Raw genomic sequence first — 12,461 nt, forward strand, 5'->3', positions numbered from 1 at the left:
CTTGTCGCTATCGCGCGGACCGTGTCCGATTCGCGGGGCTATTGGCGCAAAGGGCACATAATCGCTGGTGAAAGGACATCACATGGACACTACCCATCCGGACAGCGTACCCGGCGCGGAACAGGATGACGCGCAGGAAGCCCAGGACAAGATCGACGCCGAGAACATTGACGCCGACTACATGGAGGCATCCGCCGACGTGGGCTGTACCACCGACCTCGTCAGGGTGGCGGAACGTTCGGCCCACCTGATCGACGACGACATGAACGAGACCGAAGCCGAGGAAGAGCGCAATGCCGCCTCGGAAGGCCAGGCGATGCGCTAGGCATTCGTGTCCTTCACCCCCACGTCCCCATAGTCCATCTCCCCATAGTCCATGTCCCCATAGTCGATGTCCCACGGCGGTACCGGCTGGTACTCGGCCACCAGGAAATCGATCAGCTGGCGCACCTTCGGCGAGGGCCGGCCGCTGGCCGGATACAGCGCCGACAGGTGATTCAGCGGCAGCTGCCATTCCGGCAGCACCGCCACCAGCGTGCCAGCTTGCAGCGCGCGCCAGGCCAGGAAGGTGGTGCTGTACACGATGCCGCTTCCCTGCAGCGCCGCATGGTGCAGCACCAGGCCGTTGTTCGACGTGAACGCGGCATCCACGTGCACCGTGCGCCTATCCCCTGCCCGTTCGAAATGCCAGGCGGTACCGTCCGTCAGATGGGAAAAGTGCAGGCAGCGGTGGTGCGCCAGGTCGTCGGGCGTGCCCGGCATGCCGTGCTGTTCCAGGTAGGCCGGCGCGGCGCACAGCACGGCACGGCATGGGGCCAGCGGACGGATCGCCAGAGCGCGGCTGTCCGGGATGCCGCCCACGCGGATCGTCAGGTCGAAGCCGTGGGCGATCGGATCGAGCAAGGCATCGTCCACGTGCAGCAGCGGCTGCAATCGGGGATGCGGCTGGCTGAAACTGGCCAGCGCATCGGCCAGCCACGCCACGCCGAAGCTCGATGGCGCCTGGATGCGCAGCGGCCCGGCCAGCGTGTCGCCCGTTTGCGTGACAATGCGGGCCGCTTCCTGTGCCGCCTTTACCGCCGCGTCGCACGGCGCCAGGTAAGCCTGGCCGGCATCCGTCAGGCTGACTTCGCGGGTGGAGCGGTGCAGCAGCCGGACATCCAGGCGGGCTTCCAGTTGCAGGATGTGCTTCGACACCATCGCCCGCGACATGCCCAGCCGGCGCGCCGCTGCGGAAAAGCTGCGCTGCCGGGCCACCTCGACGAAGATTTCCATTGCGCGCAACTGGTCCATCCACGCATTGTCTGCATTTTGGCGACAATGTGTCAACCATTGCATGGCTGCCGGTGGACAGCGCGGCCCCGTACAATCGCGCCATCACTTGCCATCACTTGCCATCACTTATCGGAGCATTGCCATGCTGAGCGCAGCGCAACAGGAGCAGTACCAGCGGGACGGGTTCCTCGTCCTTCCAGGATTCAAGTCGGCGGACGAGATCGCCGCATTGCGGGCCGGCGCCGCCCGCATCGTCGATGCCTTCGACCCCGCCGCCGCCAGCGGCATCTTCACCACGAAGGACCAGGAAAAGAAGGCGGACGAGTACTTCCTCCGCTCGGACAACACGATCCGCTGCTTCTTCGAGGAAGAAGCGTTCGGCCCGGACGGCCAGCTGCGCCAGGCCAAGGAACTGTCGATCAACAAGATCGGCCACGCGATGCACGACCTCGATCCCGCCTTCCGTGCCTTCTCGAACGATCCGCGCCTGCAGCAGGTCGCGCACGATGTCGGCCTGGCCGATCCGCAGGTCTGGCAGTCGATGTATATCTTCAAGCAGCCCGGCATCGGCGGCGAAGTGCGCTGGCACCAGGATGCGACCTATTTCGAGACCGACCCGATCAGCGTGACCACGTTCTGGTTCGCGCTGGAAGACGCCACGCTGGACAACGGCTGCCTGTGGGCCGAACCGGGTGGCCACCGCACGCCGCTGCGCGAGCGCTTCGTGCGCACTGGCGACGACATCCGGGTGGAAAAGCTGGACGCCACGCCCTGGCCGGACGACAGCACCGCCGTGCCCCTCGAATGCAAGGCCGGCGCGCTGGTGCTGTTCCACGGCCTGCTGCCCCACTACAGCGCGCCGAACCGCTCGCCGGTATCGCGCCATGCATACACGCTGCACGTGACCGACGGCGCCACCGTCTACTCGCCGCGCAACTGGATCCAGCGCGATGCAGCCTTCCCCGTGCGGGGGTTCACGTGACGGCGATCCGCATCCTCGCCCCGCAGTGGGGCAACAACGACGTGCCGGCCGCCGAGTTCATCGACCGCGTGATCGCGGCCGGATTCGATGGCATCGAGATGTCCTTGCCGGACGACGGCGCCGAGCGCGAAGACTGGCTGCGGGGCATCGCCGATGCGGGGCTGGACCTCGTGGTGTCGCAATGGCAGACCGTGTTCCACAGCGAATTCCACGCCCACCGCGCAGCGCTGCAATCGCTGCTGGCGCAAGCCTGCGCGGCGCGCCCGCTGCTGGTCAACTCGCATACCGGCAAGGACTTCTACAGCCCGGAACAGAACGAGGAACTGATCGCGCTGGCCGATGCGATCGCCCGTGAATACGGCGTGCCCATCGTGCACGAAATCCACCGCAGCCGCTTTTCCGGGCACCCGATGCTGCTGCGCCCTTACCTGCAGCGGCTGCCGCACCTGCGGCTCACGGCGGACCTGTCGCACTGGTGCGCCGCCTGTGAATCGCTGCTGGAAGACCAGCCGGCCACGCTCGAGGCCGTGCTGCCGCGCGTGCGGCACATCCACGCCCGCGTGGGCCACGCGCAAGGTCCGCAAGTGCCGGACTTCCGCGCGCCGGAATATGCCGTGGAACTGGCCGCGCACCTGGCGTGGTGGGACCGCATCGTGGCCTTGCGCCGTGCCGACGGCGATGCGGTGCTGACCATCACGCCCGAGTTCGGGCCGGCACCCTATACGTTCCGGCTGCCGTACACGCAGGCGCTGGTGGCCGACGCGTGGGAGCTGAACGTGGCCATGGCGGGGTTGCTGCGGGAACGTTATTCGTAGAAGGCAAGCCGGGCGCGCTCACGCGTGGCCGATGCCCGCCGCGCCATAGGCATGCTCGAATTCGGCGATCGGAATCGGGCGGCCCAGCAGGTAGCCCTGCATCGACGAACAGCCGCCGTCGAACAGGAAATCGCGCTGGGCCTCTTCCTCGACACCCTCGGCAACGATGTCCAGCTTGAACTTGCGCGCCAGCGCGATGATGGCTTCGACGATCGATGCCGAACCGGGATCGACACCCAGGTCGCGCACGAAGGAACGGTCGATCTTCAGCGCCGACAGCGGGAAGCGCTTGAGGTAGGCCAGTGACGAATAGCCGGTGCCGAAATCGTCCAGCGCGAAGCAGATGCCCTGCGAACGCAGTTCGTGCATGCGCTGGGAGATCTCGTGCATGTCCTCGGCGAACACGCTCTCCGTCAATTCCAGGTACAGCCGCTCCGGGCGGGCGCCGGTGCCGTCCAGGATCGCCGCCACCGCCGCCGGGAAGCAGGGGTCGCGCATCTGGTGCACGCTCACGTTGACGGCCAGCTTGAGGCGCCCCAGGTTGGGGTCGAGGTGCCAGCGCGCCAGCGCCAGGCAGCTTTCCTTGAGTATGTGCTCGCCCAGCGGAAGGATGAGGCCGGACTCTTCGGCGAAACCGATGAACTGGTCCGGGCCGATCAGTTCGTGGTCGCCGCGCTGCCAGCGCACCAGCACTTCGGCGCCCACCACGCCACCGAGCGAATCGAATTGCGGCTGGCAGAACAGGCGGAACTGGCCCAGCGACAGCCCATCGCGCATGGCTGCCTCGAACGCGGCGCGGCGGTCGGCGGCATCCTGCATGCTCGGGTCGAAGAAACGGGCCGTGTTGCGCCCGTCGGCCTTGGCGCGGTACATGGCCAGGTCGGCCTGCTTGAGCAGGGTTTCGATGTTCGCCTCGTTGCTGTCGAACAGCGTGATGCCGATGCTGGCGGTGGTCTTGAACAGCAGCGCGCCAAGCTGCATGGGCTGGCCGACGGCCGCCAGGATCTTGGCGACGACGCAGGCGGCCTCGGCGGCCGCGCCGCGTGGCGATGGCCCCAGGCCTTCCAGCACGACGACGAATTCATCGCCACCGAGCCGCGCCAGCTGGTCGCTGTGGCGGACCGTGGAGCGCAGCTGCTGCGCCGTCTGCCGCAGCAGCATGTCGCCCAGGTCGTGCCCCATCGTGTCGTTCAGCAGCTTGAAATTGTCCAGGTCCAGGTAGAGCAGCGCGCAGTAATGCCCCGAGCGCCGGCCGCGCGCCAGCACGTGGTCGAGTTCCCCGATCAGGAAGCGCCGGTTCGGCAACCCTGTCAGGTGGTCGAAGAACGCCAGCTCGTAGATGCGGCGCTCGTTTTCCTTGCGCTCGGTGAGATCGGTATTCACGCCGGAGATCCGCAAGGCGTTGCCGGCGGCGTCGCGCAGCACGTAGCCACGCGACAAGACCGACACGTAGTGCCCGTCCCGGTGGCGCAGCCGGAATTCCAGGCTGTAGCCGTCGCGCTGGCTGGGCAGCAGGCTGCCCAGGTATTCCTGGATCATCGGCTCGTCGTCCGGATGCAGCATGCGGCGCCACGCGCCCGAGTCGTCCAGCCCGTCGCCGCTGGCATAGCCGAGCATGTTCCACCAGCGCTCCGAGTAATACACTTCGCCGGAGACCAGGTCCCAGTCCCATGGCGCATCGGTGGAACCCTTGAGTACCAGCCGCAAGCGCTTCTCGGACTTTTCCAGCGACTGCTGGGTATTCTTGAGGACCGTGCAGTCGGTGAAACAGACCACCACTTGCCGCACCGAACCGGCCGCGTCGAATTCCGGGTAGGCATTGCACAGCAGCCAGCAGGTCCCCCCGGGGCCGACGACGCCGGCCACCAGCCCGGACAGCTTGCGGCCCGTCTTCAGCACCAGATTGGCGGGGAATTCCTCGGGCGGCAGCGGCGAGCCGTCTTCCTGCACGAAGGTCCAGGTGTCGGCGCTGGCTTCGGCGCCGAGCAGCTGGGTTTCGCTGCGGCCCAGCAGCTCCTGGGCCAGCCGGTTGGCGGACACGATGCGGCCGTCCGCCCCATGCACCACCACGCCTGCCGGCAGGTTGTCATGCAGCGTCTCGATGGAAAATACCGCATCGGCTGGGAGAGTTGGGTGCATGGCGGTGGACTGGCAGTCGGCAAGCGATGGCCAATGCTAACAGCTTCGCGTCACCACTGGTAGGCCAGGGTGGCGCTGACGTTGCGCGCATCGCCCCAGTAGCAATAGCTCGCGTTCATGCACGACGCCACGTAGGTCTTGTCGAACAGGTTGCTGGCGTTCAGCCGCAGGCTGGCGCCCCTGAAGGCCTTGCCGAGCCGTCCGAGGTCGACATGCAGCGCCAGGTCGGCGAAGGCGCCGGGGTATGGCCCAGCACTTCGCCGAGGCGGTGCGGTTCATGCGGTAATTGCGGTAATAGCTGGCAATCATGGCGTGGACCTTGTACCTGGCTTATAGTGATTTGCAATGAGTGATTTGCAATGAGTGATCCGCGATGAGCGGCGGCACCATGCGAATGAGGCATCCTGGTGGGAATGCTTCTCATCACATCAAGACATGGAACCGGCATCCCGGGCTTGAGGAAGCTTTCGGGCAGACAATGGAGCTGCAATGGATGAATTTCGCTTCAAAGTATTCGGCAAGCTGGTGGCCGTGACAGGCCGGCCGGGGTCACGGCGGGCGTTTTATCTTGGCCCCGAAGGCAAGCGAAGGCCGGCCGATTTCATCGTGCCGAAAGATATTGCCGACGCCGACCTGGCCGAATACCTCGGCGACCTGTTCCACGAGGATGCGACGCCGCGCTACGACTCGGTGGAACGGCTGGACTAGCTTCCCTGGCGTCTCAGCGCCGCAGCGCCAGGTCCACCACGAGGGCCGCCAGCAGCAGGAACGACACGCCCTTCCAGAAGGCCACCGGGCTGCGCTCGATCAGCGGCGGCCGGGTGCGCTCGAGGAAGGCGCGGTTCGGCTGGTGCAGGTCGTAGACGAATTCGTCGACATCGGCGTAGCGCTTGCCGGGGTCGACCTGCACCGCCTTCTCGATGGCGGCATCGACCCAGGCGGGGATGGTCCGGTCATGCTCGCGCGCCGGTACATACACCAGCTTGCGCTGCGCGGCGCGCGTCTTGGCCTGCGGGATCTGCACGCCGTACGGCAGGTGCCCGGTGAGCATGTGGTAGGCCAGCACGCCCAGGGAAAACACGTCGGAACGCACGGTGCCCTGCTCGCCCAGGAAGTACTCCGGAGCGGCATACAGCGCCGCGCCGGCCAGCGTGAAGCCGGGCACCTCGGGCGCCATCTCCAGCACGCCGGCCACGCTGGCCGAGCCGAAGTCGATGATCTTGGCGGTGCCGCTGCGGTCGATCATCACGTTTTCGGGACGGATATCCTGGTGCAGCATTTCCAGCCGGTGGAAGGCGCGCAAGCCCTTCGCCACCTGGGCAACGATGCCGCGCGCCGCGTCCAGTTCCGGCTTGCCCCGGTCGCGCAGCCATTGTGCCAGCGTCACGCCTTCGATGTATTCGGTGACCAGGTAGACATAGCTGCGCTGCCGCTCGTGCACCACCGGTTCGCTGACATGCGGACTGACGATGCGCCGGGCGATCCATTCTTCCATCAGGAAGCGTTCCAGGTAGGCGGGGTCGCCGCGCAGGTCGATGGACGGCGTCTTGATCGCCACGGATTCGCCGCTGGCCACGTCGAGCGCCAGGTAGATGTGGCTGCGGCTGCTGCCGTGCAGCGTGCGCATGATGCGGTAGCCGTCGAATTCGCTGCGCGGTTCGAACAGCGGGGGGAATGGCAGTTCGGCCATGCGCTGCAGCAGTTCGTCCGCCGCGTGCGCCTGCAGCGTTTCCACGCGCACCAGCTGCACGGTGAGATTGTCGCCGCTGCCGTTGGCCAGCGCGCGCGCCACCAGCAGCCTTGCCGCTTCGTTCAGGTCGGCCCCGGACGACAGTGCCTCGCTCACTTCGGCCGCGGACACGTATTCGTGCACGCCGTCGCTGGCCAGCATGAACAGGTCGCCCGGCCGCACTTCCACCGCGCGGTAATCGATCTCGAGGTGCGCGTCGACGCCCAGCGCGCGCGCCAGGTAGCTCTGCCCGGGCGACACCCACACGCGATGGTCCGTCGTCAGCGGCTCCAGCGCGCACCCTTGCGGACCCGCATGCACGCGGCTGATGCGCGTATCGCCGATGTGGAACAGGTGCGCGGTGTTCGACTTGATCACCATCGCCGACAGCGTGCACACGTAGCCGCGGTCCTTGTCGTAGCGCCCCTGGCCCTGCTGGGTCTGGGCATACAGCCAGGAGTTGGTGGCCGCCAGCACGCGCTCGACGGACGTCTTCACCGACCAGGCATCGGAGGTGCAGTAGTAATCCTCGAGGAAGGCGGCCACCGCCGTTTCGCTGGCGATGTGGCTGACATCGCTGCTGCCGATGCCGTCGGCCACCGCCAGCGCGGCGCCCTTGACCGACAGCTGCGGCTCGTGCGGCACATAGCTGCCGTGGAAGTCCTGGTTGACGGCCTTGCGGCCGGCATCCGTGTGCTGGCCGATGGACAGCGTCAGTCGGGTGGGCATGGTAAGAGAAGGATGCCGGCCGCGCGGGCGGCCGGCATCCTGGGTCGACGATGCAGGCGGCTGGCTTGCATTCAGTTGGAGTGACCTCGGTTGAATTTACCTCGGCTGGCTTTGCCTCAGTTGCATTTACCTTAGTTGAATTTCCGTTTTGCGCCGGTGCGCACGTGCGTGGAGTACAGCGTGAGGCCGGTGAAGGCCAGGCCGCCCACCAGGTTGCCCAGCACGGTCGGGATCTCGTTCCAGATCAGGTAATCCATCACCGTAAAATTACCGCCCATCATCATGCCGAACGGGAACAGGAACATGTTCACCACCGAGTGCTCGAAGGCCATGAAGAAGAACAGCATGATCGGCATCCACATCGCCAGCACCTTGCCGCCCACGGTGGTCGAGACCATCGCGCCGACCACGCCCATCGATACCATCCAGTTGCACAGCATGCCGCGGATGAACAGGGTCAGCATGCCGGCCGCGCCGTAGGCGGCGTAGCCGGTGGTCCGGTTTTCGCCGATGTGGGCCACGGTCTGGGCGATCTTGCCGCCATCGGTGTTGAAGCCGAAGGTGAACATGTAGGCCATCAGCACGGCCACCGTGAAGGCGCCCAGGAAATTGCCGAGGAAGACGATGCCCCAGTGTTTCAGGATGCGGGGGATCGTCACGCCGGGGCGGCGGTCGATCCAGGCCAGCGGCGTCAGCACGAACACGCCGGTGAGCAGGTCGAAGCCCATCAGGTACAGCATGCAGAAGCCCACGGGGAACAGCATGGCGCCGACCAGCGGGATGCCGGTGGCGACCGTGCAGCTGACGGCGAACACGGCCGCCAGCGCCAGGATCGCGCCGGCCATGTAGGCACGGATCAGCGCGTCGCGGGTGGCCATGTAGATTTTCGATTCGCCCGCGTCCACCATCTTGGTCACGAATTCGGTTGGGACCAGGTATGCCATGCTTGCTTCTCCTTAGGTTCGGTCGGTGAGCTTGCGCTCTTATGTGTGGAATACCTCAGGATGAGCAAGAAGCGGGCCAGAACCATGGGAGGGGCAGGCGGTGCTTGCCCGGCAGGGAAGGAACGCCCGGCCAGCGCCCGGGCGGCACAGGGCAAAGCGCACGAAGTTGGGCCGCCACGCCATGCGCTGGTGCGGCGCTGCACCAGCCGGGACCGCCGTGCGCGATGGCGGCGCACCGCGCCGAACAAAGTCCGTTCGGCCGCTGCCCGACGGCGGTGCGTTCCGCGGCCCTGCACGATGATCGGCCCCCATCCGGGAGCGTGCGCCTGTCCGTGGTGCGTTACGGGGCCTAGGCGGCCTGGGCCCGCGTCACCGAACGGGGCAGCGTGATCACCACGGCGGTCCCGCTGCCCGGGGTGGATTCCACGCGAATGGTGCCCTTCAGGATGCCCGTGACGATGTTGTAGACGATGTTCATGCCCAGCCCTGAACCGCCCTGCCCCATCCTGGTGGTGAAGAAGGGGTCGTAGATCTGGTGCAGCGTGCGGTCGCTCATGCCTACGCCATCGTCGGTGAAGCGCAGTTCGGCCATGTCCTCGCCGAGCGGGCGGGCGGCGATGGTGACCAGCCCATGCGGCCGGCCCTCGAAGGCGTGCAGCAGCGCGTTGTTGATCAGGTTGCTGAGCACCTGGCTCACGCTGCCCGGGTAGGAATCGAAGTCGAGGCTGTCCGGCACGTCGACCCGGGCGGCACAGCCGGCGCGGCGCAGCTGCGCGGCGAACGTGGCCAGCGTGTCGCGCACCACGTCGGCCAGGGCGAACGGGCGGCGCTGGTCGGATGCCTGGTCCACCGCCACCTGCTTGAACGAGGTGATCAGGTCGGCCGCCTTGCCGAGCGAGCCGGCGATGATGCCGCAGGCGGTCTTCGCATCGTCGAGGTGCGCTTCCAGCGCCGAGCGCCGCACGCCCGGGCCGTCCAGCTGGCGCCGGAAATCCGTCACCATGTCGCCCAGCGCGGTCGCCGTCAGCAGGCTGTTGCCGATCGGCGTATTCAGTTCATGCGCGATGCCCGCCACCAGCGCCCCCAGCGAGGCCATCTTCTCGGACGTGACCAGGGTATCCTGGGCCTGCCGCAGGCGGTCCAGCGCATCGGACAGTTCGCGGTGCGCCGCGTCCACCTGCGCCTTCTGCCGCGCCAGCTCGGCCAGGCTGTTGCCGAGCGCCGCCTCGGTGCGGCGCCGGTCGCTAATGTCGCACAGCACCCATACGCAACCCTTGTCGGGGGCCTGCCGGTCCAGCATCCGCCCGTTGACGATGCACCACATGCTGCCGCCGTCGCGCCGCGCCAGCTCCAGTTCGCGGTGCATGCGCTGGCCGCCCGGGCCGCATACGAAGGGATCCGGCCCCGCGTGCCCGTGCTGCACCAGCGTGGCCGTAGGCCGTCCCGCCAGCGCCCCGTGCGGATAGCCCAGCATCTCTTCCATGCCGCGGTTGCAGCGGATGATGCGGCCATCGGAAAACAGGCCGATGCCGACCACGGCGCTGTCCTGCAGGGCGCCCTGCTCTTCCAGCGCGGCGCGCAGCGTCTGCGCCAGCGCCCGGCGCCGCTGCAGCGTGACGAGCAGCACGCCGATGAGCGCACTGATCAGGAAGCCGCAGCCGCCGATCAGCCAGATCGTGCCCTCGTCGCGGCCGTAGCGCGCGCCATCGTAGCCGGCCACCTGCACCAGCCAGCGGCGCTGGCCCACGTTCAGCACTACCTTCGACAGCAGCCCGGGCACCGTGGTGCGTGCTTCGCGCCTGCCGCCCAGCTTTCCGGCACTGTCGAACAGCAGGCCATCGATGGCCGGCGCGAGCCCGGCATCGTCCTGCATGTAACCGGTATCGTGGATCACCACGTGCAGGTGGCCCAGCATCTGCGGATCGATCACTTCGCGCATCAGGTCCGTCATGCGGAACACGATCGCCACGAAGCCCACCAGCGCCGCGTGGCGCTGCTCCACCGTGTCGAGCAGGGCATTCTTGCGGTAGACCGGCAGGCGGGCAATGAAGCCGGGCTGGCCGCTGGCATCCTGCACCAGCGTGATGCGTTCGGTGGCCACCAGCTCGCCGGTGTCGCGCCCCAGTTCCAGCGCCCGCAGGTGGGCCGGCAGCGCCGCCAGGTCCAGCCCGAAGGCGTTTTCATTGCCGGCCATCGGTTCGTTGTAGACGATCGGGAAATGCTCGCCGCGCACGATCGTGGGATGGATGCGGTAGCCGGGATAGCCGCCCGGCAGCACGCCGGTATCGGCCCGCACGCCGGCCACGTGCCCGGCCAGCTCCGCTTCCGGCACGCGCAGCACCCACTGGATCGCCTGGAAGCCAGGGTAGCGGTCGGTCAGGCGCAGCTCGCTGACGTAGCGGTGGAAGTCGGCACGGCTGGCGGGGCCGTGCACGGCGAACGTGCCGCGGATCGCCAGCAGCGTGTCGAAATAGGTCTTGAGGCGCGCTTCGGTATCGCGCGCCACCTTGTCCGTGTCACGGCCGAAGCGGTCGGCGATCTGCCGGTCCTGCGTCTCCATCGCGAACAGGCATGCCCAGGCGGTGAGGCAGATCCCGACGGTAAAGGCCAGGTAACCTTGTGCACGCATTGCGTCCCCTGCTTGTGCTTATATTCTGCAAGCGACTATAGCATGGGGGTGGGGGCGAACAGCGTCGGGCCGGACAGCAGGGGCTGGTGTCCGGCGGCGAAAATCCTGGGAAGTGGCGCTTGCCGATATGCACCGCCGGTGGCAAGCAGATTACCGGCTGCGGATTACCGGCTGCGGATCACCGACCGCGGATCACCCCGAATGCAGGCGGGTCATCCACGGCGGCCGATCCACGGCGGGTACCGGCACTCGAAAGCGCCGGGTTGATTACTCGATCAGCGCGGGAGTACCGTCTGGAAGGAAGGCGCCAAAGCAGCGTGTGCATTCCAGGCAGAACAGGTGCGGCACCCGCACGCTCTTCTGTCGCAATACCAGCTGCAGATGGCCTTCGGCACAGACGGGGCAGGTTTCACGCATGGTGCCGCAGGTACGGATCTCGTCCGCAAGATAGGTGTCGTCGTAGCGCACCCCGTCGACTACGGTCTGGGGGTCGAGTTGCACGAGGTACAAATGGGCAGCGTCGAGACGCTGGTCACCTGGCTGCGCATAGTGCGAGTTGTCTCGCGATTCTGCACGGTTGCTTGCACGATTCATTGTGAGCCTCCTGGCCCGCCAACGGAGGAAAGACGGGCCTGAACACCTTAGCCAAATCGGCGGACGCTTGCAAGCACATTCGTCCGCTCAAAAGTAGGTTGCAATTGTATCGTGCACTATCTATACTGGCGGCATGAATACTCCGACTCCCACTCCGCCGCCTTCCGGACCTGCGCCGCAGGTTCCCCAGCTCGACCAGCAGCTGTGCTTCTCGCTGTACTCGACCTCGCTGGCCATGAACAAGCTGTACCGCAAGCTGCTGCGCAAGCTCGACCTCACGTATTCGCAGTACCTGGTGATGATGGTGCTGTGGGAACGGAACGAACAGACCGTAAGCGAGCTCGGCGACAAGCTGTTCCTCGACTCCGCCACGCTGACCCCGCTACTGAAGCGGATGGAACAGGCCGAGCTGATCACCCGCACGCGCTGCGCGAACGACGAACGCCAGGTCATCATCGCGCTCACCCCGAAGGGCGACGGATTGCGCGAAGGGGCCAAGGCGATCCCCGCCTGCGTGCTGGCGGCCAGCCAGTGCAACCTGGACCAGATCAAGGACTTGAAGGCGCAACTCGACTCGCTGCGCGGCAGCCTGGCCGACGCGAGCTGAATTGACGCGAGCTGAGCG

11 protein-coding genes are annotated in these 12,461 nt (G+C 66.8%); 5 read left to right on the forward strand and 6 right to left on the reverse strand.

The window, feature by feature from the left end; translation table 11 throughout:
* Positions 1 to 82: 82 nt before the first annotated feature.
* Positions 83 to 325: a hypothetical protein gene (locus OU994_RS27520; RefSeq protein WP_281608494.1), complete on the forward strand. Its 243-nt coding sequence runs from the start codon at positions 83 to 85 to the stop codon at positions 323 to 325.
* On the opposite strand, the gene OU994_RS27525 is transcribed toward OU994_RS27520, so the two are convergent.
* Positions 322 to 1,293, reverse strand: coding sequence for a LysR family transcriptional regulator (locus OU994_RS27525; RefSeq protein WP_281608495.1), 972 nt, complete (start codon positions 1,291 to 1,293; stop codon positions 322 to 324). The two genes, OU994_RS27520 and OU994_RS27525, sit on opposite strands and share 4 nt — an antisense overlap.
* A gap of 124 nt (positions 1,294 to 1,417) precedes the next feature.
* Between OU994_RS27525 and OU994_RS27530 the strand changes: the two genes are divergently transcribed.
* Both OU994_RS27530 and OU994_RS27535 read left to right on the forward strand, forming a co-directional pair.
* On the forward strand, positions 1,418 to 2,257 hold the full coding sequence (locus OU994_RS27530) for a phytanoyl-CoA dioxygenase family protein (RefSeq protein WP_281608496.1): 840 nt from the start codon (positions 1,418 to 1,420) through the stop codon (positions 2,255 to 2,257).
* Positions 2,254 to 3,072 carry a sugar phosphate isomerase/epimerase gene (locus tag OU994_RS27535; protein WP_281608497.1) on the forward strand — a complete coding sequence of 273 codons (819 nt, stop codon included), beginning with the start codon at positions 2,254 to 2,256 and terminating at the stop codon, positions 3,070 to 3,072. The genes OU994_RS27530 and OU994_RS27535 overlap by 4 nt, the downstream gene beginning before the upstream one ends.
* Before the next feature lie 18 nt (positions 3,073 to 3,090).
* Here the strand turns inward: OU994_RS27535 and OU994_RS27540 are convergent, their stop codons facing one another.
* Positions 3,091 to 5,211 carry a bifunctional diguanylate cyclase/phosphodiesterase gene (locus OU994_RS27540; RefSeq protein ID WP_281608498.1) on the reverse strand — a complete coding sequence of 707 codons (2,121 nt, stop codon included), beginning with the start codon at positions 5,209 to 5,211 and terminating at the stop codon, positions 3,091 to 3,093.
* A gap of 489 nt (positions 5,212 to 5,700) precedes the next feature.
* Between OU994_RS27540 and OU994_RS27550 the strand changes: the two genes are divergently transcribed.
* Entirely contained in the window at positions 5,701 to 5,919 is a 219-nt protein-coding gene (locus tag OU994_RS27550) for a hypothetical protein (protein WP_281608499.1), read from the forward strand.
* Between the two features lie 13 nt (positions 5,920 to 5,932).
* Here OU994_RS27550 and OU994_RS27555 read toward each other — a convergent pair whose 3' ends face one another.
* The 4 genes from OU994_RS27555 to OU994_RS27570 form a co-directional block, all read right to left on the reverse strand.
* A complete protein-coding gene (locus OU994_RS27555) occupies positions 5,933 to 7,669 on the reverse strand; it encodes a bifunctional protein-serine/threonine kinase/phosphatase (protein ID WP_281608500.1) in 1,737 nt (578 codons plus the stop codon).
* A 131-nt stretch (positions 7,670 to 7,800) separates the two neighbouring features.
* Positions 7,801 to 8,613 carry a formate/nitrite transporter family protein gene (locus tag OU994_RS27560; RefSeq protein ID WP_281608501.1) on the reverse strand — a complete coding sequence of 271 codons (813 nt, stop codon included), beginning with the start codon at positions 8,611 to 8,613 and terminating at the stop codon, positions 7,801 to 7,803.
* Positions 8,614 to 8,962: 349 nt separating this feature from the next.
* Positions 8,963 to 11,242, reverse strand: a complete 2,280-nt coding sequence (locus tag OU994_RS27565; protein ID WP_281608502.1) for a CHASE domain-containing protein — start codon at positions 11,240 to 11,242, stop codon at positions 8,963 to 8,965.
* A 267-nt stretch (positions 11,243 to 11,509) separates the two neighbouring features.
* Positions 11,510 to 11,836 (reverse strand): hypothetical protein, encoded by a 327-nt coding sequence (locus tag OU994_RS27570; RefSeq protein ID WP_131144153.1) that lies wholly within the window; start codon positions 11,834 to 11,836, stop codon positions 11,510 to 11,512.
* Between the two features lie 133 nt (positions 11,837 to 11,969).
* Between OU994_RS27570 and OU994_RS27575 the strand changes: the two genes are divergently transcribed.
* Positions 11,970 to 12,443 (forward strand): MarR family winged helix-turn-helix transcriptional regulator, encoded by a 474-nt coding sequence (locus OU994_RS27575; protein WP_281608503.1) that lies wholly within the window; start codon positions 11,970 to 11,972, stop codon positions 12,441 to 12,443.
* Positions 12,444 to 12,461: the final 18 nt, after the last annotated feature.

This window comes from Pseudoduganella sp. SL102 (assembly GCF_027856995.1).
Taxonomy (GTDB): domain Bacteria; phylum Pseudomonadota; class Gammaproteobacteria; order Burkholderiales; family Burkholderiaceae_D; genus Rugamonas; species Rugamonas albidiflava.

What these genes read in the sequence shown, in the direction of transcription:
- OU994_RS27520 (WP_281608494.1), top strand. Translation starts at nt 83, where the DNA reads ATGGACACTACCCATCCGGACAGCGTACCCGGCGCGGAACAGGATGAC.
- OU994_RS27525 (WP_281608495.1), bottom strand. Translation starts at nt 1,293, where the DNA reads ATGGACCAGTTGCGCGCAATGGAAATCTTCGTCGAGGTGGCCCGGCAG.
- OU994_RS27530 (WP_281608496.1), top strand. Translation starts at nt 1,418, where the DNA reads ATGCTGAGCGCAGCGCAACAGGAGCAGTACCAGCGGGACGGGTTCCTC.
- OU994_RS27540 (WP_281608498.1), bottom strand. Translation starts at nt 5,211, where the DNA reads ATGCACCCAACTCTCCCAGCCGATGCGGTATTTTCCATCGAGACGCTG.
- OU994_RS27550 (WP_281608499.1), top strand. Translation starts at nt 5,701, where the DNA reads ATGGATGAATTTCGCTTCAAAGTATTCGGCAAGCTGGTGGCCGTGACA.
- OU994_RS27555 (WP_281608500.1), bottom strand. Translation starts at nt 7,669, where the DNA reads ATGCCCACCCGACTGACGCTGTCCATCGGCCAGCACACGGATGCCGGC.
- OU994_RS27560 (WP_281608501.1), bottom strand. Translation starts at nt 8,613, where the DNA reads ATGGCATACCTGGTCCCAACCGAATTCGTGACCAAGATGGTGGACGCG.
- OU994_RS27565 (WP_281608502.1), bottom strand. Translation starts at nt 11,242, where the DNA reads ATGCGTGCACAAGGTTACCTGGCCTTTACCGTCGGGATCTGCCTCACC.
- OU994_RS27570 (WP_131144153.1), bottom strand. Translation starts at nt 11,836, where the DNA reads ATGAATCGTGCAAGCAACCGTGCAGAATCGCGAGACAACTCGCACTAT.
- OU994_RS27575 (WP_281608503.1), top strand. Translation starts at nt 11,970, where the DNA reads ATGAATACTCCGACTCCCACTCCGCCGCCTTCCGGACCTGCGCCGCAG.